At 49.5% G+C, this 24,612-nt stretch carries 21 protein-coding genes; 18 read left to right on the top strand and 3 right to left on the bottom strand.

The features are described 5' to 3' along the window. Positions 1–42 precede the first annotated feature (42 nt). The 18 genes from ACGTIC_RS11005 (at position 43) to mutM (ending at position 20,219) form a co-directional block, all read left to right on the top strand. The gene (locus ACGTIC_RS11005) at positions 43–2,469 is read left to right on the top strand and encodes an ATP-dependent Clp protease ATP-binding subunit (protein ID WP_059075378.1); all 2,427 of its coding nucleotides are present in this window, start codon (positions 43–45) and stop codon (positions 2,467–2,469) included. Between the two features lie 55 nt (positions 2,470–2,524). Next, on the top strand, positions 2,525–3,904 hold the full coding sequence (radA, locus tag ACGTIC_RS11000) for a DNA repair protein RadA (protein WP_113855634.1): 1,380 nt from the start codon (positions 2,525–2,527) through the stop codon (positions 3,902–3,904). A 105-nt stretch (positions 3,905–4,009) separates the two neighbouring features. Beyond that, complete coding sequence (locus ACGTIC_RS10995; protein WP_113855635.1) at positions 4,010–4,348, top strand: hypothetical protein; 339 nt, start codon at positions 4,010–4,012, stop codon at positions 4,346–4,348. 182 nt (positions 4,349–4,530) lie between these two features. Beyond that, complete coding sequence (locus ACGTIC_RS10990) at positions 4,531–5,712, top strand: PIN/TRAM domain-containing protein (protein ID WP_113855636.1); 1,182 nt, start codon at positions 4,531–4,533, stop codon at positions 5,710–5,712. Then, on the top strand, positions 5,713–6,900 hold the full coding sequence (gene ispD / locus ACGTIC_RS10985) for a 2-C-methyl-D-erythritol 4-phosphate cytidylyltransferase (protein WP_257536657.1): 1,188 nt from the start codon (positions 5,713–5,715) through the stop codon (positions 6,898–6,900). Between the two features lie 28 nt (positions 6,901–6,928). Next, positions 6,929–8,392, top strand: coding sequence for a glutamate--tRNA ligase (gltX, locus tag ACGTIC_RS10980; protein WP_113855638.1), 1,464 nt, complete (start codon positions 6,929–6,931; stop codon positions 8,390–8,392). A gap of 18 nt (positions 8,393–8,410) precedes the next feature. After that, positions 8,411–8,854, top strand: coding sequence for a hypothetical protein (locus ACGTIC_RS10975; RefSeq protein WP_150824970.1), 444 nt, complete (start codon positions 8,411–8,413; stop codon positions 8,852–8,854). A gap of 331 nt (positions 8,855–9,185) precedes the next feature. After that, the gene (gene cysS / locus ACGTIC_RS10970; protein WP_113855640.1) at positions 9,186–10,631 is read left to right on the top strand and encodes a cysteine--tRNA ligase; all 1,446 of its coding nucleotides are present in this window, start codon (positions 9,186–9,188) and stop codon (positions 10,629–10,631) included. Beyond that, the gene (locus tag ACGTIC_RS10965) at positions 10,628–11,104 is read left to right on the top strand and encodes a Mini-ribonuclease 3 (RefSeq protein WP_113855641.1); all 477 of its coding nucleotides are present in this window, start codon (positions 10,628–10,630) and stop codon (positions 11,102–11,104) included. The genes cysS and ACGTIC_RS10965 overlap by 4 nt, the downstream gene beginning before the upstream one ends. 12 nt (positions 11,105–11,116) lie before the next feature. Further along, the gene (gene rlmB, locus ACGTIC_RS10960; RefSeq protein WP_113855642.1) at positions 11,117–11,869 is read left to right on the top strand and encodes a 23S rRNA (guanosine(2251)-2'-O)-methyltransferase RlmB; all 753 of its coding nucleotides are present in this window, start codon (positions 11,117–11,119) and stop codon (positions 11,867–11,869) included. Further along, on the top strand, positions 11,866–12,393 hold the full coding sequence (locus ACGTIC_RS10955; RefSeq protein WP_113855643.1) for an NYN domain-containing protein: 528 nt from the start codon (positions 11,866–11,868) through the stop codon (positions 12,391–12,393). The genes rlmB and ACGTIC_RS10955 overlap by 4 nt, the downstream gene beginning before the upstream one ends. A 12-nt stretch (positions 12,394–12,405) precedes the next feature. Then, complete coding sequence (gene sigH / locus ACGTIC_RS10950; RefSeq protein ID WP_059075367.1) at positions 12,406–13,098, top strand: RNA polymerase sporulation sigma factor SigH; 693 nt, start codon at positions 12,406–12,408, stop codon at positions 13,096–13,098. Between the two features lie 44 nt (positions 13,099–13,142). Further along, positions 13,143–13,379: a preprotein translocase subunit SecG gene (gene secG, locus ACGTIC_RS10945; RefSeq protein WP_059075366.1), complete on the top strand. Its 237-nt coding sequence runs from the start codon at positions 13,143–13,145 to the stop codon at positions 13,377–13,379. 183 nt (positions 13,380–13,562) lie between these two features. Next, positions 13,563–15,890 carry a ribonuclease R gene (gene rnr / locus ACGTIC_RS10940; protein WP_075581296.1) on the top strand — a complete coding sequence of 776 codons (2,328 nt, stop codon included), beginning with the start codon at positions 13,563–13,565 and terminating at the stop codon, positions 15,888–15,890. Positions 15,891–15,902: 12 nt separating this feature from the next. Beyond that, entirely contained in the window at positions 15,903–16,370 is a 468-nt protein-coding gene (gene smpB, locus ACGTIC_RS10935; protein ID WP_059075364.1) for an SsrA-binding protein SmpB, read from the top strand. A gap of 14 nt (positions 16,371–16,384) precedes the next feature. Continuing rightward, positions 16,385–16,768, top strand: a complete 384-nt coding sequence (locus ACGTIC_RS10930) for a hypothetical protein (protein ID WP_200817462.1) — start codon at positions 16,385–16,387, stop codon at positions 16,766–16,768. Positions 16,769–16,801: 33 nt separating this feature from the next. Then, a complete protein-coding gene (gene polA / locus ACGTIC_RS10925) occupies positions 16,802–19,384 on the top strand; it encodes a DNA polymerase I (RefSeq protein ID WP_113855644.1) in 2,583 nt (860 codons plus the stop codon). 10 nt (positions 19,385–19,394) lie between these two features. Then, positions 19,395–20,219, top strand: coding sequence for a bifunctional DNA-formamidopyrimidine glycosylase/DNA-(apurinic or apyrimidinic site) lyase (mutM, locus tag ACGTIC_RS10920; protein ID WP_113855645.1), 825 nt, complete (start codon positions 19,395–19,397; stop codon positions 20,217–20,219). 342 nt (positions 20,220–20,561) lie between these two features. Here the strand turns inward: mutM and ACGTIC_RS10915 are convergent, their stop codons facing one another. From ACGTIC_RS10915 to ACGTIC_RS10905, 3 genes are read right to left on the bottom strand one after another with little or no spacing between them, the layout of a single operon-like run. Further along, a complete protein-coding gene (locus ACGTIC_RS10915; RefSeq protein ID WP_113855646.1) occupies positions 20,562–21,935 on the bottom strand; it encodes a DUF389 domain-containing protein in 1,374 nt (457 codons plus the stop codon). Further along, positions 21,932–23,971: a BCCT family transporter gene (locus ACGTIC_RS10910; RefSeq protein ID WP_394522631.1), complete on the bottom strand. Its 2,040-nt coding sequence runs from the start codon at positions 23,969–23,971 to the stop codon at positions 21,932–21,934. The genes ACGTIC_RS10915 and ACGTIC_RS10910 overlap by 4 nt, the downstream gene beginning before the upstream one ends. A gap of 51 nt (positions 23,972–24,022) precedes the next feature. Beyond that, positions 24,023–24,568 carry a PadR family transcriptional regulator gene (locus ACGTIC_RS10905; RefSeq protein ID WP_059075360.1) on the bottom strand — a complete coding sequence of 182 codons (546 nt, stop codon included), beginning with the start codon at positions 24,566–24,568 and terminating at the stop codon, positions 24,023–24,025. Positions 24,569–24,612: the final 44 nt, after the last annotated feature.

Raw genomic sequence — 24,612 nt, 5'->3', positions numbered from 1 at the left:
CGGAAAGTCTGCCCGGACCAGCGTATAAGGATGTGAAAGAATATGTATAACAGATTTACAAATAATGCAAAACGGGTGCTGCAGTATGCCCAGCAGACAGCGCAGCGCTTGGGTCATGACTATGTAGGAACCGAACACATTTTGCTCGGTCTCGTTCTCAATAAAGAAGGGGTGGCAGGTCAGGTACTGGCTCAATTGGGGCTTACGCCGGAAAACATACTGCGGGCCATCGAAAAATTGACGGCATCCCGCGACATGATCCAGGATGAACCGGGGCTGACCCCGCGCACAAAGCGGACAATGGAACTGGCTGTCAGTGAAGCCAACCGGCTGGGACAAAACTATGTTGGTACAGAACATATTCTGGCCGGACTGATTCTGGAAGGGAGCGGCCGTGCCAGCCAGATCCTGGAATCTATGGATGTCGATCCGGAACAAATTTTGCACCGTTTGGCAGAAGTAACAGGTACAGATGCCGAAGACGTGCCGGAAGAAGGCGGAGCTGCTGGCAGCATGGATCTCAATGCCTATGGCCGTGATCTGAATGAACTGGCACGGAAAGGTAAAATTGATCCCGTCATCGGCAGGGAAAAGGAAATCGACCGGGTCATCCAGATCCTTAGCCGCAGGACGAAAAACAACCCCGTCCTCATCGGAGCTCCCGGAGTAGGGAAAACAGCCATTGCCGAAGGTCTGGCCCAGCGCATTGTAAGCGGTGTCGTACCGGATATTTTAGCCGACAAACATATATTTTCCCTGGACCTTACGAGTCTGGTGGCTGGTACAAAATATCGTGGGGAATTTGAAGAACGAATTAAAAAGGTGATCGAGGCCATACAGAATGATTCCCATATGATCCTCTTTATCGATGAACTGCATCAGCTCATCGGTGCAGGGGCTGTAGAAGGCTCCATGGATGCCGCTAATATCCTTAAACCGGCCCTGGCACGGGGCGAACTGCAGTGCATCGGTGCGACGACGCTGGATGAATATAAGAAACATATAGAAAAGGATACGGCTCTGGCCCGCCGGTTCCAGCCAGTACTGGTTGGTGAACCGACGGAAGATGATGCAATACAGATTCTGTTCGGTTTGCGTGACCGTTATGAAGCATTCCATAAAGCGCGCATTACCGATGAAGCCGTGCGCAGTGCCGTTACCCTTTCCGCGCGGTATATCAGTGACCGCTACCTGCCGGATAAGGCCATCGATGTCATGGATGAAGCGGCATCACGGGTGCGTATGAAAGTATATTCTCCGTCTGATGAAGTCAAGAGCCTGGAACAGAAACTGGCCGATATCCGCAAGGAAAAAGAGGCGGCTCTGGCCAGTGAGGACTTTGAACGCTGTGCGTCCCTGCGTGATGAAGGAAAGGAGTTGTCACGGCAGCTGGAAACGATGCAAAAAGAACGGAAACAGCACGATGATGCCCGGCTGGTCGTGACAGAAGATGATATTGCCGATGTCGTGTCCCAGTGGACGGGAATCCCCGTACGGCAGTTGACGGAAACGGAATCGCACCGTCTGCTCCATCTGGAAGAAGAATTACATAAGAGGGTCATCAGTCAGGATGAGGCCGTGACGGCTGTTTCCAAGGCAATACGCCGGGCACGGGCGGGCCTGAAGGATGCAAACCGCCCAATTGGTTCGTTCCTGTTCCTCGGCCCCAGTGGCGTCGGCAAGACCGAACTGGCCCGGACACTGGCCCGGCAGCTCTTTGGCAGTGAGGAATCAATGATTCGCATCGACATGAGCGAATACATGGAAAAATACAGCGTATCCCGCCTGGTAGGGGCACCTCCCGGTTATGTGGGGTATGAAGAAGGCGGCCAGCTGACCGATGCCGTACGGGAAAAACCGTACAGTGTCGTATTATTTGATGAAGTAGAAAAGGCTTCGTCTGATTTCTTCAATCTGCTCCTGCAGGTCCTCGATGACGGACGCCTGACTGATTCCAAGGGACGTACGGTTGATTTCCGCAATACGGTCATCATCATGACCAGTAATCTGGGAGCCTCTCATTTGAAACCCGATGCCCCGGTCATGGGATTTTCGACGGGCAGTCAGGAAGAAAACCGGGAACAGGCTTTCAAAACGGCGAAAAAAGAAATCATGGATGACGTCCGGCGGTTCTTCCGTCCGGAATTTTTGAACCGGATTGATGAAATCATCGTATTTAAGCCGCTGCAGCGGGATGATTTGCGCCGCATCGTCTCTCTTATGCTGAAAGATCTGACGAAAAGGCTCGACGAAAAAGGCATTGCTATGGACTGGACAGAAAATGCCGACGATGTATTGGTCCGGGAAGGAACCGATTTCGCTTATGGCGCCCGTCCGCTGAAACGGGCTATCCAGAAACTGGTGGAAGATCCTATTTCGGAAATGATGCTCGGTGGCAGCCTGAAAAAGGGGAACCATCTCCATGTAGACAGCCCGGATAAGAAAGAGTTACTATTTACGACAGAATGATGAGAGAAGCCAGCGGTTCCGGGACGGGGACTTCTTTCAGAAGAGGAGCGGATTCATGGCTAAAGTAAAGACGCGCTATGTATGCGCTAATTGCGGCAGCGTTTCCAGCCGCTGGCTCGGACGCTGCCCCCAGTGCGGGGAATGGAACACAATGACAGAAGAAACATTGCAGCCGGAGGCTCCCCGTAAAGCTGGCAGCATGCAGCGGACGGGGACGGAAACCCGTCCGGCTGCCCTGACGGACATTACCATGGAAGACATGTCCCGTCTGGAAACGGGAATTGGCGAACTGGACCGCGTGCTGGGAGGCGGATTGGTGCCCGGCGCCCTGATTCTGCTCAGTGGGGATCCGGGTATCGGCAAATCGACGCTGGTGCTGCAGATGGCGGCAGCGGTCTGTAAAAAACAAGGTGCCGTCCTGTACGGTTCCGGTGAAGAATCACAGGGACAGATTAAGCTGCGGGCCGAAAGACTGGGAATTGTGGCTCCGGACCTGTTCATACAGGCGGACACATCACTGGATGCTGTATTGCATGAGGCTGAACGGCGGAAACCACGGCTGCTCATCGTCGATTCCATCCAGACGATGTACTGCCAGGATGCAGACGGTACACCGGGGAGCATGGGGCAGATACGGGAAGGTACGGCACGGCTCATGACTTTTGCCAAGACGACCAACATACCCGTTGTGGTCATCGGCCATGTGACCAAAGAAGGGGCCATTGCCGGCCCGCGCATGATGGAACATATGGTGGATGTCGTGTTGTATTTTGAAGGTGACCGGCAGTATCAGTTCCGCATCCTCAGGGGGATAAAGAACCGTTTTGGCTCGACAAATGAATCCGGCATGTTTACCATGACCGAAGAGGGCCTTTCGGAACTGGCCAATCCGTCCCAGCTGCTCCTGGCTGAACGATCGGCTCATCAGGCCGGTTCGGTTATCGCGGCCGTTATGGACGGCCAGCGGCCTATGCTGGGAGAAATACAGGCGCTGACATCGCATTCCGTATTTGCCGTACCACGGCGGACTGCTTCCGGAATGGATTACAACCGCCTGATTATTTTGCTGGCCGTCCTGGAAAAACGAATCGGCCTGAATCTGGGAACACAGGATGTCTATATCAATGTCGTAGGCGGGTTGCGGCTCACCGGGACAGCTGCCGATCTTCCGGTTATTCTGGCCGTCGTTTCCAGCTTTAAGGATATTCCTATGGATGAGCATACGGTAGTCATGGGCGAAGTGGGACTGACTGGAGATATACGGCGTGTCCCTCAGGCTGACCGCCGGTTGAAGGAAGCCGCCAAAATGGGATTTACCCGGTTTATCGTTCCCCGGGGGAATATGTCAGAGCTGAAACGGGATGACTTTCCCGATTGCCGGATCATTCCTGTGGTGTCTATCAGAGATGCCATAACGGCTGCTTTTTCTTCCTGATTTTTTGACAATTTAAATAAAATTTATTTTTTTCACTGGCTGGTATGGTATACTGGTAGTAGAATATAAAATTTAAAAAGAAAGTACAAGGGAGGTTGGACAATTATGCAGAAACGAGTGAAGAAGCTGGCCGTATTATGTACGGCAGTGGCCCTTTTATGTGGCGGAAGTGCTCTGGCATATTATCATAACAGTACTGCTGGTCTGGCAGGAAGATCGACTGTATATGACTGCAACAGCCCTGTTACCTATTATCAGGGACGCCGTGTTATGGCAGATGGTCATATGGAACCGGTTATCCAGCACCGTGGCTACGTAGTCAATGAAAATGGTGCCGTCGAAATGACAGGCCCCTGCTACGGGGACGGTAATGGGTACGGACATCACGGCAATGGCTATGGACATCACGGTAACGGTGGTTACTATGGCGGGTGCCATCGCTGAATAGAGAAAAACGAGCAGTTTTGCTGTATAGAAAGGCAGAGCTGCTCGTGTTTTTTCCCTGACGTGTTCTTTTTTGTGGAGTCTTATCAAAAAATATGGTATGATAAGAAATTGTAAAAAGATGCTTTTTACAGGTATAATGAATGAAAATGTTGATTAATATGAGAAGGGGGTGACATACTATGGCTGATGTACATACGACAGAAAATAAAGAAAAAAGAAAACCGGAACGCAAGAAACTCAATGGCCGTAAAATTGCTGATAATATCATGAAAGGTGCGGTTATGCTGATCATGGCCGTCATCTTTGTCATGTTGGCAGACCAGCTGGTGACGACGCCTTTTTTCAGTGCAGAAATCGAGGGTCGTTTTTCCCGGATTGGTATTTTTGGTACGACACTGATGACTATGATTACCTATATCGTGGGAGCCCTTCTGGGTGTCGTTCTGGGATATATCTTGTCACCGCTCGTGCTGCGGCTGATATGGAAGGTTATTCAGCGCATGGAAACGGGCCTGAGTGACTTTTCTACGCAGGATCTGCTTATTGGAACGCTGGGATTGCTTTTTGGACTCATTATTGCTAATTTAATAGGACTGGCGTTTTCCAAATTGCCGATTATCGGAGCGTATGGGCCAATTGTATTCAGCATTATTTTCGGGTATGCCGGCATGAGTATAGCTGTACGCAAGAAGACAGAAATCGTCAGCTGGGCCGGTATTTTCCGCTTGCCCAAAAATAGGGAAAAAGAACGGAAAAAAGAAGAATTTTCAGGGAAACTCCTGGATACAAGTTCTATCATCGACGGGCGGATTGCGGAAATATGCAGTACCGGTTTCCTCGAAGGGCCTCTTCTGGTGCCTGTTTTCGTCCTGGAGGAACTGCAGCTTATTGCCGATTCCTCTGATGTCCTGAAGAGAAACAAAGGGCGCCGCGGGTTGGATATACTGAAGCAGATGCAGGAAGACAACTATGTAGAAGTCCGTATCATCAATGATGATTTTGATGATGTGCAGGGCGTTGATTCCAAACTGATCCGGCTGGGCCGGAAAATCAACGCCAAAGTCGTGACTAATGACTATAATCTGAATAAGGTAGCGGCGCTGCAGGGTGTCGTTGTCCTGAATATCAATGATCTGGCCAATGCACTGAAGCCGGCCCGGATTCCGGGAGAGCATATGGAAGTACTGGTCGTCAAGGCCGGTAAAGAAAATAATCAAGGTGTAGGGTACCTCGACGATGGTACTATGATTGTCGTCGAAAATGGCCAGAAATATATTGGTTCTACCGTCCCCGTCGTAGTTACTTCTGTTTTGCAGACTTCGGCAGGGCGTATGATATTTGTAAAAGTCGAACACGAGTAGGTGAAAGGTTTGAAAGTATCTGTCATCATAGTAGCGGCCGGTTCAGGCCGGCGTTTTGGCTATGAGCGCAATAAGCTGTTTTTTCCTTTGTGCGGAAAACCTGTACTGACTCATACGCTGCAGCACGTTTTTGCTGCAGCCTGTGTCAGTGAAGTCGTCATTGTAGTAGCGGAACGGGACCGGAGGGATATAGAAGATATGGTTGCCGGCCTGCATCCGTCTGTACCGGTCCGTTTTGCTCTGGGAGGAGCGGAACGGGAAGATTCTGTTTATAATGGCCTCGTGGCAGCAGATGAGTCAGCCGACATCGTTATGGTCCACGATGGGTCACGCCCCATGGCCGGTCCGGAGTGGTTTGATAATGCCGTGCCGGTTATGGAAAAAGCAAATGTAGCTGTATATGCTATTCCTGTCAAAGATACGGTCAAGGAACGGGAAGAAGCTGGAGCCTGGGGGCTGCAGCGTGTCCGCACACTGGACCGGAGCCGCCTGATTGCTGTACAAACGCCTCAAATCTTCCGGCGCCAGACACTGCTGGAAGCCCACCGGTACGCCAAAGAGCATCACCTGACGGGGACAGACGATGCCTCACTGGCAGAGGCAATGGGGGAAAAGGTTGTTATTCTCCAGGGGGATGAACGGAATCATAAAGTGACTACGATGGACGATGTGCCGGTCCTTGAATTTTATATGACCGGACCGTCAGAGCACCGTGTCGGCAGCGGCTATGATGTCCATCCGCTCGTATCAGGAAGGAAACTGATTCTGGGCGGCGTGGAGATTCCCTATGAAAAAGGACTGGATGGCCATTCTGATGCGGATGTACTCGTCCATGCCGTCATGGATGCGCTCCTGGGAGCGGCAGGGCTGAAAGACATCGGTACGTATTTTCCCGATACGGATGCGGCATTTAAGAATATTTCCAGCCTTATTTTACTGCGTAAAGTACGGCAGATACTGATAGAGAACAGCTGCCGCGTCATTAACGTCGATGTGACGCTCCTGGCCCAGCAGCCGAAAATCAAGCCATATGTGGCTCAGATGACAGCCAATCTGGCAGATGCCCTGCAGATTGATCCGTCTGCCGTCTGTGTCAAAGCGACTACGACAGAACACCTGGGTTTTGTAGGCCGGCAGGAAGGCATGGCCGCCCAGGCCGCTGCCATGGTTATTAAATACAGAAATTAATAGTAATAGATAGTAGGAGGAGTTTGTTATGTCTAATACAGTACGCGTACGTTTTGCACCCAGCCCGACTGGCCCGTTCCATATTGGCGGTGCCCGCTCGGCTCTTTTCAATTACCTGGAAGCCAAACATACCGGTGGTACCTTTGTCGTCCGCATTGAAGATACGGACCAGAAGCGTTCTACCCGTGAATCGGAAGAAAATATCAAGGAAGCGCTGCGCTGGCTGGGTATCAACTGGGATGAAGGTATTGATGTAGGCGGCCCGGACGGACCGTACCGTCAGATGGAACGCCTGGATATCTACAAAAAATATACCGATAAATTACTAGCAGAAGGTAAAGCATACTATTGTTTCTGTACTCCCGAAGAACTGGAAGCCGAAAAAGAAGCACAGATGGCAAAGGGAGAAACACCGGTTTATTCCGGCAAGTGTTCCCATCTGTCGCCGGAACAGGTGCAGCAGTACCTGAAAGAAGGCCGGCCTTATGTCATCCGAGTCAAGACCCCGAAGAATGAAACTCTCGAATTCGACGATCTCGTACGGGGACATGTCGCTTTTGACTCCAATAAAGTAGGCGATTTTGTCATTGTCAAATCAGACGGAATTCCTGTATATAATTATTGTGTCGTCATGGATGATGCTCTCATGCATATTACCCATGTCATCCGTGCGGAAGAACATCTGTCCAATACACCGCGCCAGCTCGTCCTCTATAAAGCACTGGGCTTTCCCGTACCGACCTTTGCCCATGTATCGCTTATCCTGGGCAAAGATAAGAAGAAAATGAGCAAACGCCACGGCGCAACCAGCGTCCAGCAGTATCGCGACCTGGGATACCTGCCCCAGGCTATTGACAATTTCCTGGCTCTTCTGGGATGGACGCCTGACAGCGATCAGGAAATTTTCTCCATGGAAGAACTCTGCCAGCAGTTCAGCCTGGACCGGGTAGCGAAGAATCCCGCTGTCTTCGATATTGAAAAATTGAACTGGATTAATTTCCATTACATGAAAGAACTGGATGAAGACCAGTTGCTGGAAATCTGCCTGCCTCATTTGCAGAAAGCAGGCTATGCATCGGATCAGCCTTCCGATGATGAACGGACCTGGCTGAAACAAATGTGCTCTGCCATGCGCGAACACGTCCAGTACGGCGCCCAGATTGTCGATGCGGCCAAAGTATTCTTCACGGAAGACTACCAGCCGGAAAACGAAGAAACAGCTGCTGTCCTCAAAGAAGAAACGGCTCCGGCTGTTCTCAAAATGTTCCGCGATGAACTGGAAGCTCTCGACGAAGTGACGGCGGAAACGGTACAGCCCCTGTTCAAAAAAATCCAGAAAGGCCTGAAAGTAAAAGGTAAATTCGTCTACATGCCTATCCGCGTAGCTGTTACAGGTGTCATGCACGGACCGGACCTGAACGTCATCGTCGCCCTCATGGGACGGGACAAAGTCATCAGCCGGCTCAATGCCAGCGGCCTCATAGCTGACTGAATGCCGGGATGGTGAACGTTGATGGATACGTCTGACAAGACGCCTTCTTCCCGGTGGGAAGTACTCAGCCGCAACCGGGCGGCCCGCATGATTGCCGGCCGTCTGGTGCTGGATGGAGAAATAGAACTTTCCGAGGGAAACGGGAGGTATACGTATATTCATTGTACAAATCTGAACGACATATATACGTTCCGTGTGGCCGGAACCAGCATTCTCGATGACGTAGAGGACCGGGAATTTTCCCCCGTATTCGGCATTCCTCTGCCACCGTATGAACGGCTCCTGGAAGAATATCCCTGCCGGGAAACATACCGGGGACTGGAAGCAGGCCGTACTTCGCCGTACTATCCTTATTTCTGCCAGCTGGCTTTTCAGATGGATGAAATGCTGGCAGGCGAGAAGGAAGATGAAGAGGAGACGCCCGTCGATACATGGGACCGCCCGGATATGACCGATACATAAAATGTTCTTGACAGAATAGAAAATATTGAGTATCATGTAATATACAATACAGTATATTTAATAATTAATATCAATTTAGAAATGCGATGATCAAAATGATCTGCAAGGGAACGCTACAGAGAAGTCCGGCAGCTGCTGAGAGCCGGGCCAGCAGATGAAATTGCAGAGTTGCCTTTGGGAGCAGGCCGGATGAAATGACAGTATTCCGGTCCGGAGACAGCCGTTACCTGTAGTTGAGATTATGGTGCTTGCCATAAAGCAGAGTGGAACCACGGGCCACCGTCTCTGTCAGGGGACGGCGGTCTTTTTATTTACCTGAAGGAGGTTTATTATGAGAGAATTAAAAGTTTACAATACACTCACACGTCGTAAAGAAACGTTTGTGCCGGTAACGCCGGGACAGGTCAAGATGTACGTCTGCGGGATTACGCCGTACAATCATTCTCATATGGGCAATGCCCGCCCGTTCGTTACATGGGATGTCATCAAACGCTATCTGGAACATCTGGGTTATGAAGTCACACACATCCAGAACTTTACCGATGTCGATGATAAAATCATTAATGCCGCCAATGGGGAAGGTGTTACATGGGATACTATTTCCAACCGGTATATTGCTTCTTATTTTGAAGTCATGGATGCCCTGCATATCCACCGGGCTGATAAATATCCCCGGGTTTCGGAACACATGCCGGAAATCATCCATATGGTACAGACCCTGATCGATAAAGGATATGCCTATGTCATTGACCACGATGTATATTACAGCGTAGAAAAATTTGCCGATTATGGCAAATTGAGCGGCCGCAGCCTCGACGACATGATGGCTGGCGCCCGTATCGAAGTCGATGACCGCAAACATAATCCCATGGATTTCGCTCTCTGGAAGGGAGCAAAGCCGGGTGAACCTTCGTGGGACAGCCCGTGGGGACCAGGCCGTCCGGGATGGCATATCGAATGCTCGGCCATGAGCAACAAATATCTTGGTGATACCTTTGATTTCCACGGCGGCGGAAGCGATTTGATCTTCCCCCATCATGAAAATGAAATCGCCCAGTCTGAAGCCTATACAGGCAAAAAACCGATGGTCAAGTACTGGCTGCACAACGGGTTCATTACCATAAATTCTGAAAAGATGAGCAAATCTCTGAATAATTTCTTCCTCGTCAAAGACGTATTGGAACATTACAGCCCCGATGCCCTGCGGTATTTCCTCATCTCCAACCATTACCGCAGCCCGCTCGATTTCAGTGACGAACGGCTGGAAGAAATGACCCGCAGCCTGGAACGCCTGGGCACATCGATTGACAACGTTCTGGAATTGCTGGCTATGCCCGCCGGTGCTAAATCGGATACATCAGCCCAGCTTCTGGCCGATGCGAAAAAGATTGAAGAAGACTTTGAAGAAGCTATGTGCGACGATTTCAACACCGCTCTTGCCAGCGCAGCCATGTTTGAACTGGCCCGCAAAGTCAATATTTATAAAGATGCGGTCCTCAATAAGAACGTTCCTGTCGATTCGTCCGTCGTTTCTGAAGTCAAACGGATTTTTAAGACTATGACCGACATCCTCGGTATTTTGGAAGACCGCTGGAATGGCAATAAAGGCGAAGCCAGCAATAAGGACTACAACGACCTCATGGACCTCATCCTGGAAGTCCGTCAGGAATGCCGGGCCCAGAAACAGTATGCTCTGGCCGATGCTATCCGCGATAAGCTGGCGGCTCTGGGTATTACCGTAGAAGATTCTCCTCAGGGAGCGCGCTGGAAAAAGTGAAATTCAGACAACTGCAGGCATTAAAAAAGAAATCTTACGCCGCTTTTGCTTCAGGAGTCCGTCTGGATGTCCCCGAAGCAGAACCGGCGCAGCTGGACCCCATTTCCCTGGCTTTTGTTGGTGATGCTTACTATGCGTTATATATGCGTCGTCATCTCGTCGGGACGGGGATACCCAACGTGCAGGTACTGCATACACTGGCAGCCGAGTTCGTGTCAGCCAAAGTGCAGGCCATCATATACCGTCAGATAAAAGAAAACCTGAATGAAGAGGAGCAGTCCGTCTGTCAGCGGGCACGTAATGCCTATTCCCAGACACCGAAAAGTGCTTCCGTTGCGGAATATCATGACAGCACGGCTTTGGAAGCACTCGTCGGGTTCCTGGTCCTGTCTGACCAGAAGGAACGGCTGCAGGCCGTCATGGAACAGATCTATACACATACACAGGAGTATTGCCGCATGGCACATCCCTGATGAGGAGATACTATGAGTAAGGAAAGTATGATTATCGGCCGCAACAGCGTGACAGAGGCGCTGCGGGCAGGCCGGTCTATTTCAAAAATCTATCTGGCGGCAGGCAATCAGGCACCGGCTCTGGAACGCATCCGGGAGCTGGCTGGTGAACGGGGGATTCTCATCGAAAACGTTCCTCCGAAAGTATTGCACCGCCTGGCTCCGGATGAACGCCATCAAGGCGTCGTAGCTATGGCAGCGGCCATTGACTTTGCTGATCTGACCGATGTACTGGCCGATGTTGAAGCGAAAGAAGAAGTTCCCTTTCTGGTGCTACTCGATGGCATCGAAGATGTCCATAATCTGGGGGCTATCATCCGGACTGCCGAATGTGCCGGTGTCCATGCCGTCCTGGTACCGAAGCGGCGCAGTGCTCCCCTGAATGAAACGGTGGGAAAAACGAGTGCCGGTGCTATCGAATACATGCCTATCGTACCAGTTGGAAACAGCACGCAGCTCCTGAAGAAGCTGAAAAAGCGGGGCTTCTGGATTATCGGTGCCGATATGGATGGCACGGTGGATTATTTCCACAGCTCATTGACGGAGCCCATTGTACTGGTCATCGGCAGTGAAGGCAGAGGTATGTCGCGGCTGGTCAAAGAAACGTGTGATGTGCTGGTACAGATTCCCATGTTCGGTCATGTCAACTCTCTTAACGCGTCTGTGGCGGCGGCTTTGCTCATATACGAAGCCGTGCGGCAGCGGCAGGCGGTGACACAGCCGTGAAAGATTTATTGGTAGTAGATGGATATAACATTATTTTTGCCTGGCCATCTTTACAGCCCCTGGCCCGGGAATCGCTGGAACATGCCAGGGAAAAACTGATCGACATACTGGCCAGTTATGGCAAATCCAAGGGATATATGCTGGTACTTGTCTTTGATGCCATGTATACGGAAGAGACAGAAAAGAGCATGAAACTGGGCCGCGATTGCGAGATCATTTTTACGGACAAGGAAGAAACGGCGGACAGCCGTATTGAAAAACTGGTCTATGAACACCGGAATGAACGACGCAGTATTTACGTTGCGACGTCCGATGGTCCGGAACAGAACCAGATCCTTGGCACTGGCGCTTACCGCGTGACTGCGCGGGAACTGGCAGAAGATGTACAGCGCAGCCGGCAGGAAATGAAGCAATATGAGCATACGAATGTTCTCACAGAGGGCAGCAGCCGCAACGAAGTCGTATATCATGTAAAGAACGGTGATGTCCTCGAAAAACTGGAGAAAATCCGCAGATCAAAATAAGAAAGCAGGTACATGCGGTCAATGAAACAAGCGATGATGAAAAAAATGGACAGATTCAAAGATCTGACTGATGAAGAAATTGTCCGCATGGCACAGGAAGAGCATGATGCCGGAGCGACCGATTATATTGTCCACAAGTACAGAAATTTTGTAAAAGCCAAGGCACGCTCGTATTTCCTCATCGGAGCAGATAAAGAAGATATTATTCAGGAAGGCATGATTGGCCTGTATAAGGCAACCCGCGATTTCCGCGGCGATAAACAGGCGTCGTTCCGGGCCTTTGCCGACCTCTGCGTGACAAGGCAGATTATAACAGCTATCAAAACGGCGACGCGGCAGAAACATATTCCCCTCAATTCGTATGTATCCCTGAATAAACCGATTTACACAGATGAGTCGGAACGGACACTGATGGATGTCGTTTCGGCAGCTCCCGTTTCAGATCCGGAAGAACTCATTATCAGCCGGGAAAATTTTGCAGATATTGAACTGAAAATGAACGAAGTCCTGAGTGATCTGGAATGGCAGGTGCTGATTGCCTATCTGGAAGGCAAGTCGTATAATGAAATGTCCCAGGAGCTTCACCGCCATGTCAAATCCATTGATAATGCGTTGCAACGGGTCAAACGGAAACTGGAACGGTATCTGGAAATGCGGGATAAGGAAAATAATGGGAAAGAACCTATTGATAGAAAAGAGAAATGAGTGTACAATAGTACCGTTAAGTGTGTTATGTGAGGAGGATTATTGTGATTACCGCATTAGAAATTATAGTAGTCATTTTGGCATTGCTGATTATCGGTGTCGTTGTCGCTCAGAAAAGTAAGACACAGGGGATGGGTGCCGGCTTTGGCGGTGGTGCTGAAGACTTATTTGGCAGCAGAGCCCGTGGTATGGATGCGTTATTGTCCAAGCTTACGATTATCTTGTCAGTTGCCTTTACGATTTTTACCCTTGTTCTGGGAAGACTGCTGAACACATATTGAGCCGGATACAGGAGAAGCGGCGTGATGACGGATGTGTCTCACGCAGGTTTTCCTTTGCTTTAAACTTCAAACGTAACAGAGGCTGTCTTACCGGGCAGCCTCTTTTTTCTACACACGATGATCCTTCACGATGACGCAATACGGAAATTTTGTATCATCATTCCCTTTTTACTGGAGAAGATAATGGATAAACAACTCGCTCATGATATAATAAATATATGTAGTAAGACTGAAGAAGGTGCCACTGTTGAAGATTGTGCCGAGCAACTGGATTTGAAAGGCGGACAACTGGCACAGCTGTTTACGGTTTTTGATGAACTGGCAAGGAGTGGTGTGCTTATGAGAATCGCTGGCGAGCGGTACCTGGCAGCACAAAAAAGTGCGGAAATTACAGGTATTTATAAAGGATATACGAAAAATTTCGGGTTCGTCATCACTAATGACCTGAAAGAAGATGTTTACATCACCGAATCGAACCGTCATACGGCCATGAATAATGATAAAGTGCAGGTCCGGCTGTTGCAGAGCAGCCGCGGACACAGGCAGGAAGGGGAAATCATCCGCATTATCGAACGGGCCAATACGACCGTCGTCGGGACCTATGACCGGCAGCAGAACTGTGGGTTTGTCATCCCCGACGATGAACGGCTGCGGGAAGACATTTATGTCCCTCTGGATAAGACTCTGAATGCGAGAAGCAGCGCCAGAGTGCTGGTCAGGATTACCCGCTGGCCCGAAGAAAACCGGAAAGCGGAAGGTGAAATTGCGGAAGTCCTGGGATATGACGGAGATAAAGACCTGGATATCAAGGTCATTATGGCCCGGCACGGACTGCCTTTTGATTTTCCGGAAGCCGTCAAGAAAGAAGCCGAAGCCATCAATCAGACGGTCGTACCGACAGCGGACAGACGGGATTACCGGGACCGGAATCTGATTACCATAGATAGCGAAGATGCCAAGGACCTCGACGATGCCATCGATGTCGTCCGCCTTCCCAACGGGAATTACCGTCTGGGCGTCTATATTGCTGATGTCAGCTGGTATGTCCGGCCCCAGTCGGCGATAGACCAGGAAGCGTACAACCGCGGTACTAGTGTCTATCTCGTAGACCGGGTCATTCCCATGCTGCCGACCGTACTTTCCAATGGCATCTGCAGTCTCAATGCCGGCCAGGACCGCTATTCCATGACCTGCGTCATGGAAATCGATTCCCAGGGACAGGTCGTCCATGCCGACATCGGTCCGGCTGTCATTCAGGTTAAACGGCGCTGCAATTATCACGAAGTAAAAAAAGCACTCCTCGAAGGCATCGTTCCCGATGATCTGCGGCCTTTTATGCCGATGCTCCGGGAGCTTCGGGAATTATCAGATATTTTAAAAGCCATGCGCCTGCGCCGCGGGGCTATTGATTTTGATTTCCCGGAATACAAAGTCATACTCGATCCCGATGGCAAACCACTGCGGTTGGAACGCCGGGACCGTTCCATTGCCGAACAGATTGTCGAAGAAAGTATGCTGATTGCCAATGAAACCGTTGCGTCCTATCTTCGTGACAGTGGCAATCCCAGTGTGTACCGTATCCATGAAATACCGGAACCGGAACGGCTGGAAATGATGCGGACCGTCCTTTCCAGTTTTGACCTGCCTGTACCCGATGCCGATGAGGTGAAACCGGCCGATTTCCAGCAGCTCATCGAAAAATCGAAGGGTACCGATGCTGAAGCGGTCGTGCAGACGATTGCCCTGCGCTCCATGCAGCAGGCGCGTTATTCGACGGTCAATGCCGGTCATTTCGGCCTGGCCTCGAAATGTTACACTCATTTCACGTCACCTATCCGGCGGTACCCGGACCTGATGGTGCACCGCCTCATCCGCCAGTTCCAGAGCGAAGGGAAGCTGACAGAAAAAGAAGCCAGTCTATCCCTGTCTTTCCATACACAGGCCGCTGACCAGGCCAGTACGCGGGAACGGGTCGCTGTGGAAGCGGAACGGGAGACGGATGACCTCAAAAAGGCAGAATACATGGTGCCTTTTGTCGGTGAAGCCTTCGATGCCCACATAACGGGTATTACGTCATTCGGGTTGTTTGTCGGTCTGGAAAATGGTATTGAAGGATTGATTCATATATCGCTGCTGACTGATGACGATTATGAATTCGATGAAGCGTCCTATACGATGCGCGGCCGTCTCGGAGGTCATGTGTACCGTCTGGGCGATTCCATAGAAGTTACTCTGGCAAAAGTGAATACCGACCGGTGTGAAATCGATTTTGTACCGGGCCGGGTCGATTCACTGGAAGATTTGCAGCAGCGCATGGCGGCCAGTATGGAAAAGAGACATCATCGCAGTAAGGAAACGACGAAACGGGACTGGATGAATGATGCCGGTCATAAACCGGGCAAGAAAGATAAAAAGGGAAAGAAAAACAAGAAAAACAGCAGAGTAAAGAAGAGCGGCCGCAAGACAAAGAAGAAGAAAGCCCGCAAAGGCCGCAAGACGGGCAGAAAGTAGAGGAACCACGCGTTGGCAAAAGGAACGAGCGGGGTAAAATATATTGCGGAAAACCGCAAGGCCCGTCATGATTATTTTATACATGAAACGTACGAAGCCGGTATTGCCCTGACAGGGACGGAAGTTAAGTCCCTGCGTCAGGGAAAGGCAAACCTGAAGGATAGTTTCTGCCGCATTGAGCATGGGGAATTACTCCTGCTGGGAATGCATATCAGTCCGTATGAACAGGGGAACCGGTTTAATCATGATCCCCTGCGGACACGGCGTCTTCTCATGCATAAGTATGAAATACTGAAATTGTTTGGCAAGACAAAAGAAAAGGGATATACTCTGATTCCGCTGAATCTGTATTTCAAAAAGGGAAAGGTAAAGGTAACAGTGGCCCTGGTCAGTGGTAAAAAACTGTATGATAAGCGTCAGGCCCTGGCCGAAAAAGAAGCAAAACGCGATATAGAACGGCGCATGAAAGAACGGCGCTGATGAGGAGGAATACCATGAAATGCCGCTATTGTGATAATGAAGCAGTCTATCCGGACGGACTTTGCGAACGCTGCCACCAGGCAGAGGTAGAAAACCGCGGAGCTTCTGTCTTGTCTGATGACGAACGTGATAATTTCAAAGGACAGACCATTAACGAAGACGGCACTGTCTATGAAGAAAAAAAGGAACAGGAAGAAAGTCAGTCCAATGTCCATATTTATATGACTCACGGCCTGCCCCTGCGCATCAAGCTGGCCATCGGCTTTATCATTTTCTGTGTCCTGGCTATTATCATCAGCGCACTGGGCTTCTTGATACTGGCATTGCCGTATCTGCTGGGAGGTGCGGTCATCGTCTTAGTGTATCAGATTGTAAAAACGCTGCTGCGCCACCGTTAGGGGACGCTTACGCAGAAGATAGAAGAGGTTAGTATGAAAGATAAAATTGCCATCATCGATGGAAACAGCCTGCTATACCGTGCATTTTATGCGATTCCCGTACTGACAGACAGTCAGGGGAACTATACAAATGCCGTCTATGGCTTTTTGAACATGCTTTTGAAGCTGTATGAACAACTGGACCCGAAATATGTAGCCGTAGCATTCGATAAGGATAAACATACTTTCCGCAATGAATTGTACAGCGAGTACAAAGGGACGCGGAAACCGGCACCCGATGAACTGCGCCCACAGTTTGCCCTGATCCGCGAAGTGCTCCAGTGCCTTGGAATATGCATCCTGGAACAGGAAGGATATGAAGGGGACGACATCATCGGCACACTGGCACGGGGACTGGAAAAAGAGAATCTCGATATTGCCGTCGTCACAGGAGACCGTGACGCATTGCAGCTTGTCGATGACAGTGTGACCGTTCATCTGACGAAAAAGGGGATCACCAATATGCTGGCCGTGACGCCGCAGGTCATGGAAGAAGAATATGGCTATACGCCGGCTCAGGTCATCGATATGAAGGCACTTATGGGAGATACGGCAGATAATATCCCCGGCGTGCCCGGCGTAGGAGAAAAAACGGCATTAAAGCTGATTTCCCAGTTTCACAGTGTAGAAGGCGTCTATGATCATATCGACGATGTAAGCGGCAAAAAGCTGAAAGAAAAGCTGAGCATGAATAAGAACTCGGCGTTTCTTTCCAAACAGTTGGCTACCATCCGCTGTGATGTGCCATTGACCTATTCCCTGGATGATTTTGTACCACAGCCGAGGGAAGAAGATGTGGCTAGTCTGTTCCGTCAGCTCGGATTCAAGAATCTTCTGGAACGGTTTGCCTCGTTTGACCGGTTTTCCCATATTGCTCCTAAGGCGGACGCGGTGACGCTGTCATATCTCGATCGTTCCCAATGGCAGCCGGAAAAGCTTTCCGGCATGACTGTAGCCGTGGAAGCCCTGTATGATGCGGCACTTCCCGTGCCTCATGTGACCTACCTGTCTCTGGCAACAGCTGATGGCATCCTGCAGATTCCCGGTGAAGACGCTGCTAAATGGCTGGCTGCTCTTTCAAAAGCAGGCCTGGTCATTACATCGGATGGCAAGAGGCTTTCGAAAACCGTATGGGCTGCCACGGGGAAAAAACTTCCCCTGGCCGATGTCACTCTGGCGGCATATCTGCTTGATCCGACGCGGACTGCGTATGGCCTGACCTATTTATCGGAAAAGTTTGCCGTGCCGCTGGCTGAAAATCCGGAAGCACCGGATACGGTGCGCTGTGATGAAGGAGCTGCATTTGTGTATGCTCTCTGGCCAAAAGAAAAACAGTCTCTGGAAGAATTTAAGCTGGATGAGTTATATCAATCCATCGAAGAACCGCTCATCCATACGCTGGCTGTCATGGAAATGAATGGCTTTGCTGTCGATGAAACGCGCCTGCAGGAAATGGAACGGGAACTGTCACTGAAAGCTGATGAACTGGAACAGTCTATTTATGACGATGCGGGTGAAGTGTTTAATATCAATTCCCCCAAGCAACTGGGGCAGATTCTGTTCGAAAAGCTGCAGCTTCCGGTCATTAAAAAGACGAAGACGGGATATTCAACCGATTCTTCCGTACTGGAAGAACTCCGGGACAAGCATCCCATGATTGATAAGATTTTACAATTCCGGGCGTTAAAGAAGCTGATTTCCACGTATCTCGAAGGATTGGAACCTCTTATTTCCCGGGAAACAGGCCGGATTTATACGTCCTTTAACCAGATGGTCACGGCGACGGGACGCCTTAGCAGTTCCGATCCCAATCTCCAGAATATTCCCATCCGCACGGAACAGGGGCGGAAAATACGGTCCCTGTTCATACCGGGAGAAGGATATGACTACATTGTCTCTGGCGATTATTCGCAGATTGAACTGCGCCTGCTGGCTCATTTGTCACAGGATCCGACGATGATAGACGGTTTTAAAAAGGGACAGGATATCCACCGGCGGACGGCGTCGGAAGTGTTTGGCATTCCTCTCGACGACGTGACATCGGAACAGCGGTCCCATGCCAAAGCCGTCAACTTCGGTATCATCTATGGAATCAGCGACTTTGGCCTGGCCCGCAATATTTCCATCTCCCGCAAGCAGGCCAAAGAATATATTGAATCCTATTTTGCCCGCTACAACTGTGTCCATGGATATATGGAAAAACTGGTCTCCGAAGCCCGGGAAAGCGGTATGACTCATACCATGTTTGGACGCATCCGGGCATTGCCGGAAATCAACAGCAAGAATTTCACCCGCCGTTCCTTTGCCGAACGAACGGCCATGAATACGCCTATCCAGGGAAGTGCCGCCGACATTATCAAGCTGGCTATGAATGCCGTACAGGATGAATTGGAACAGCGCGGCCTCAGAAGCCGGATCCTCGTACAGGTTCACGACGAACTAGTTCTGGAAGTGCCGGAGGCGGAAAAAGCAGAAGTAGAACGACTGCTGAAAGACACGATGGAACACATCGTCGAACTGTCTGTCCCCCTCGTAGTCGATATCCACAGTGGTTCTAACTGGGAAGAAGCAAAGTAGGTGAACCTATATGCCTGAATTGCCGGAAGTAGAAACCATACGGGCTTTCATCGATGACCATATCAGAGGGCAGATGATTACTCAGGTAGAGACGGATTTGCCACGTCTTATCCGGAACACGACGGCGGACCGCTTTGCCACTGCTTTAACAGGACAGACCATTGAAGGCGTGAGTCGTAAGGGAAAGTATCTATTTATCCACTGTAGCGGCCCCTGGTCGTTTCTGGCCCATATGCGCATGACGGGTAGTCTGCTCTATGAAGACCATCCCGGTAAGTATGCCGGCCGGGCTGTCCATATCACGTTTACTCTCAGCCAGGGATGGCTGTTATACCGGGATATCCGTACGCTCGGCTGTCTCTGGCTCGTTCCCTCCCAGGGACCGACGGGTATCAAAGGCTATGACAGCCTGGGGCCGGATGCAATTAGTACCGAATTTACAGAAGCATACCTGTACGGCCTGTTGAAACAGACCAGCCGGCCTGTCAAAACGGTCCTCATGGATCAATCGAAGATAGCCGGACTTGGTAATATTTACGTAGATGAAGCCCTGTTCCGGGCGGGCATCCGGCCCATGCGTCATAGCGATAAAGTCACGAAAAAAGAAGCGGTCCGTCTTCATGAAGCCATCGTCGCCGTCCTCCGGGAAGGCCTGGAACACGGTGGCACGACAATCCGCAACTTTATCAGTGGCAATGGCAAAGAAGGACAGAACCAGGACAACCTCCGCGTCTACGGCCGGGAAGGCACGCCGTGTACGGTCTGCGGCACGACTATCGAATACACGAAACTGAACGGCCGCGGTACCCACTACTGCCCGAAGTGTCAAACGTAGGGGCTTGTCGCACGATTGAGGCGATAATCCAACGTAATGAAGAAACGGCTCAGGATATCTACCGCCACATCAAAAAAGATTACATCGGCCTGTTACAGGTACTGGATCAGGAAGTATGTTCGGGACTCGATATTTGACCTTACCTTTTTTGGCGAACATCTCAGAGATAGCTCTTTAGAGTACTGATTTTTTCAAGCGATTACAGAAAATTTGAAGATAGATTCATCTGCTATCAAGCCAGAGTAAATTAAATAAATAACAAAACGACCCCCTAATCGTTAGAGTTTTGGTCTAACAATTGGGGGTCAGTATACTTTTCAGCTGCTTAAAGCAGTTTTGATTTTACCATTGAATCCCGTTGCCATAGTATTCGCTGGGAGCATTGCTGGTCTGGACATTCAGAATGACAGGCATGTTTACCTGACCTTTGATCCAATCATGCAGACGCTGCGCGTCATCGGCACTAAGGGGAGTTCTGACGGTAACTTCGGCCATGAAACGGTCGTAGCCAAATGTACCGTCTTTCGTATCGTTATCTCGATGCAAGGCTGTTAGCGTGCCACCCCGGACAGACTGGATTTCCGGGAATAATAAAGGAGCCTGGCTGTTTAGAATCTGGATGACCTGCTGGTCTGCTGCAGCACGTTCGTAAGCTGGGTAATATTTACTGGTCAGCATCTTGTACGAAGCTTCTTTTTCGGCTTTGCCTTGTTTTTCTATACGTGAATTGATCAATCGCTGCACTTCCTCAGTGTTCAGATTCCTGTTTCCCTGGATAATAGAAAGAGATATGCCTTGAAGACGTGGATAGTTATTTATGTTCGATTTAAGCTGGTCTATTTGTTCTTCCGTCAGGACAGCCCCGACAAGATCAATTGTCAAGGTCTTATCTTTTAGTGTGTAAGAAACGACACTAGTTTTTTCAAAATTCATGTTTGTTTCTATAAAAGATTTGACCTGGACTTCCTGGAGCGCATCTTTTACCGTTAGATGAGCCATATAGATGCTTGGAATCGTAATTAATAGGCCGAGGATAACTAAAATGAGACGCTGTTTGCGAAAATGAGCTTCAGCGACATTGCCGTGAGGCGGGACTTTCAGAATCTTAAATACCAAGAACGAAGACAAGGCAATGAAAAAGGCATTGATGAAAAATAGATACAAGGCTCCTAGAAAAAATGTATAGTTTCCTGAAGCAAAACCATATCCAGCCGTGCAGAGAGGCGGCATCAGTGCCGTAGCAATGGCGACGCCTGGGATGACATTGCTTTTTTCTTTCCGTGTATTTCCGACGGCACCAGCAATTCCACCGCATAAGGCTACGAGAACATCCCAAATAGTGGGAGTGGTCCGTGCCAGCATTTCATCTGTAGGAGTGGTCAAAGGTGAAATGAGAAAATAAATTGAGGCTGTTAATACGGCAAGGCCTACCTGGAAAGATAATTTAATCAGGGACTTGCGGATAAAGGGGACGTCGTATGTTGCCATGCCATAGCCTGTTGCTACGATACCGCCCATCAGGGGGGAAATGAGCATGGCCCCGATGATGACGGCAACGCTATTCATGTTCAGCCCGATACAGGCAATCATGATGGCCATGACTAAGACAACCAAGTTTGTGCCTTCTATGGTTGCGTCAGCCAGAATGCGCTGATTGATGATTTCTATCGAGGCCGAGTCGCCTTTTAAATCGATTAGATTATTCCATCGGTTCATCGTTTTTCTCCTTGTTCTAGATGTACTTTATCAGACAAATACAGGTCGTGTTTGCCTGTTGCCAACATTTTGACATAGCGTTCATATTGACGGAGAACGTCTGTGATCAATTCATCTTTCTGCATATATTTAATGCTGTATCCACGGCGTCCGTCAGCAAAATAACAAATAGGCTCGTAATTTTCTTCTTCCGTTATGGTCGGGAAGGACAGGGAGCCAACGACTGTATCTGACACATCATTGGCCCGATAGTGGATACCGTATATAAAATTGCGGAGGCTCCCACTTTCGACAACTAGCTCACGATATGCCTGATGACTATCATTACACACCTGAATCTGGACGGAAATGCCGTTGCGTAAGAATTCCTGGCGCAGTTCTTTGAAAGCTGGATCTACGGTTTGCTTCAGAAAACGTTGAAAATCATCCAGCGTTCCTACGGATATGATTTTTTTCAGACAGTCCTGCCAATGAGAGCCGTCCCAATAAACCGTGCTTTCAGACAATTTCCTGCTGAAATAGGCATTATCGATCATCAAACCGCGTAATAAACAGAAAACCATCAGGATCATGATGATGGCAAAAGGAAGGGCAATGATGACGGTCATCGTCTGTAAGGCCTGGAGGCCACCGGAATAGAGCAGACCGATGGATAGTAGTGCCAGCAAGGAGCCCCATAAGACCGTCTGCCATTTGGGAAAGGTGTTTTTTCCTTGTGAGGCGATACTGTTGATGACAAAGATTCCTGAATTGGCTGAAGTGATGAAAAAAATAGCAATGACCAGTAACGCAATCAGGTATGTGACCAGAGCGAAGGGGAATTGGTCCAGAAACAGGAACAAGAGTTTTTCTGTTTCAGCGGCTGCATTGGTCAGTATGCCGCCGGTTTGTGCATCAACCCAGATAGCCCCGTTGCCAAATACAGTCATCCAGAAGATATTGAAAAGGGTCGGTACTAAAAGAACACAGACAACAAATTCGCGTATCGTGCGTCCTTTGGAAATCTTAGCGATAAAGAGACCGACGAATGGTGCCCAGGAAATCCACCATGCCCAATAGGTGATGGTCCAGTTAGTAAACCATTCCTCTTTTGTGCTTTCGTAGGCAAATGTACGGAAAGATAATTCGATGATGTGGGTCAGATAGTATCCCACGTTTTCCGTAAAGGAAGATAAAATATATACAGTCGGGCCGGCGACGAGAATGAATAACAGAAGGGAGATGGCCAGAATCAGATTTCCCTGGCTCATGTAGCGGATGCCCTTACTTACGCCAGAAATGGCTGACAAGATGGCAAGACCGACGGCGATGACAATCAAGAGAATAATGTGGGAAAAAGATGGTGTTGAGAAAATGCCGACAGCACTCAGACCAGCGTTGAGCTGCATGGCTCCGAAGCCCAGCGTCGTCGTCAGGCCAAAGATAGTTGCACAGAGGGCGACGATATCAATCAAATTGCCCCAGAAACCATTCAATTTATTTTTAAGAAGGGGATAAAAACCGGAACGCAGGGTTACGGGAAGCTGATATCGGAATCCAAAATAGGCCAGGGCAAGACCGATGATACTATAAATAGCCCAGGCATGGATACCCCAGTGAAAAAGAGTGTTCAGCATGGCTTCTTTCGTTTGTACCAGGGGAGAGGCTGACCCGTGCAAAGGAGCTGATAAGTGGACAATCGGTTCGGCTACGCCGAAGAACATCAAACCAATGCCCATGCCGGCCGAAAACAACATGCATAACCAGGAAAAAAAAGAAAATTCCGGTTCTTCATCTTCGTTTCCCAAGCGGATATCACCGAGTTTTCCAAGGCACAAGATGACCAGGAAAAGAAAGAAAAAGGCGACACAAAGGATGTACACCCAACTGCAGGAACTGAATATATATTCTTTTATGCTGCTTAAAACTGTATCTGTCCGAATGGGGAAAAAGATACAGCTTATGACGACAATTCCAATGAACAAAATACTGGGAAAGACAATGCTTGGTTGTAAGTTATTTTTTGGAAATTTCACTAACAAACCACCTTTCAACATAATTGATCAAGAAGAGTCTATAAACAATATAAGATATTAAATATATTAACTTTATTGTATCATATTTCTTTTTGTATCAACAAGCCATTGCAGCCGCTGCCTTTCCCGTTCGATAGCCTGTTCCAGGATGAGGGAATGGCCGAAATGCTTTAGCCGGTCTTCCTGTGTGCGGAACAGGGCTTCCCAGCGGGAACGCAGATAGTCGTACTTTTTCTGATGACGGGCAATTTCTTCCCGGAAAAGCTGGGCGAGAAGCGGGTCCCGGGGATCATCGATGAGGTAGAGTTTCATCGTGAATTCATCGCGGCTGGGGACAAGGCTGCTCAGGGGTTCATGCATCCAGGCGGAAAGGATTTCCTGCCCGGCCGGGGTGATGCGGTAGTATTTTTTTTCCAGTTTCGTGCCGACCGTTTCGCTGTGGCTGGTAATGAGTCCCTTTTCTTCCATACGCCGCAGTTCCGGGTAAATCTGGCTGTGGTTGGAAGACCAAAAGTCGCCTACTTCGCCTTCAAAAAGTTTTTTCAGGTCGTAACCGGCCAGTTCTTTGTGATTCAGCAGGCCGAGGATGATGTATTTTAAGATATTTTTTTGGGCCATAAAACTCTTCCTTCCCTATGTGTTTTGTCTCAGTATAGCATATT

Source organism: Megasphaera hexanoica (genome assembly GCF_043520715.1).
In the GTDB taxonomy this organism is placed as follows: Bacteria; Bacillota; Negativicutes; order Veillonellales; family Megasphaeraceae; genus Megasphaera; species Megasphaera hexanoica.
This window is presented reverse-complemented; position numbering and strand designations above follow the sequence as displayed.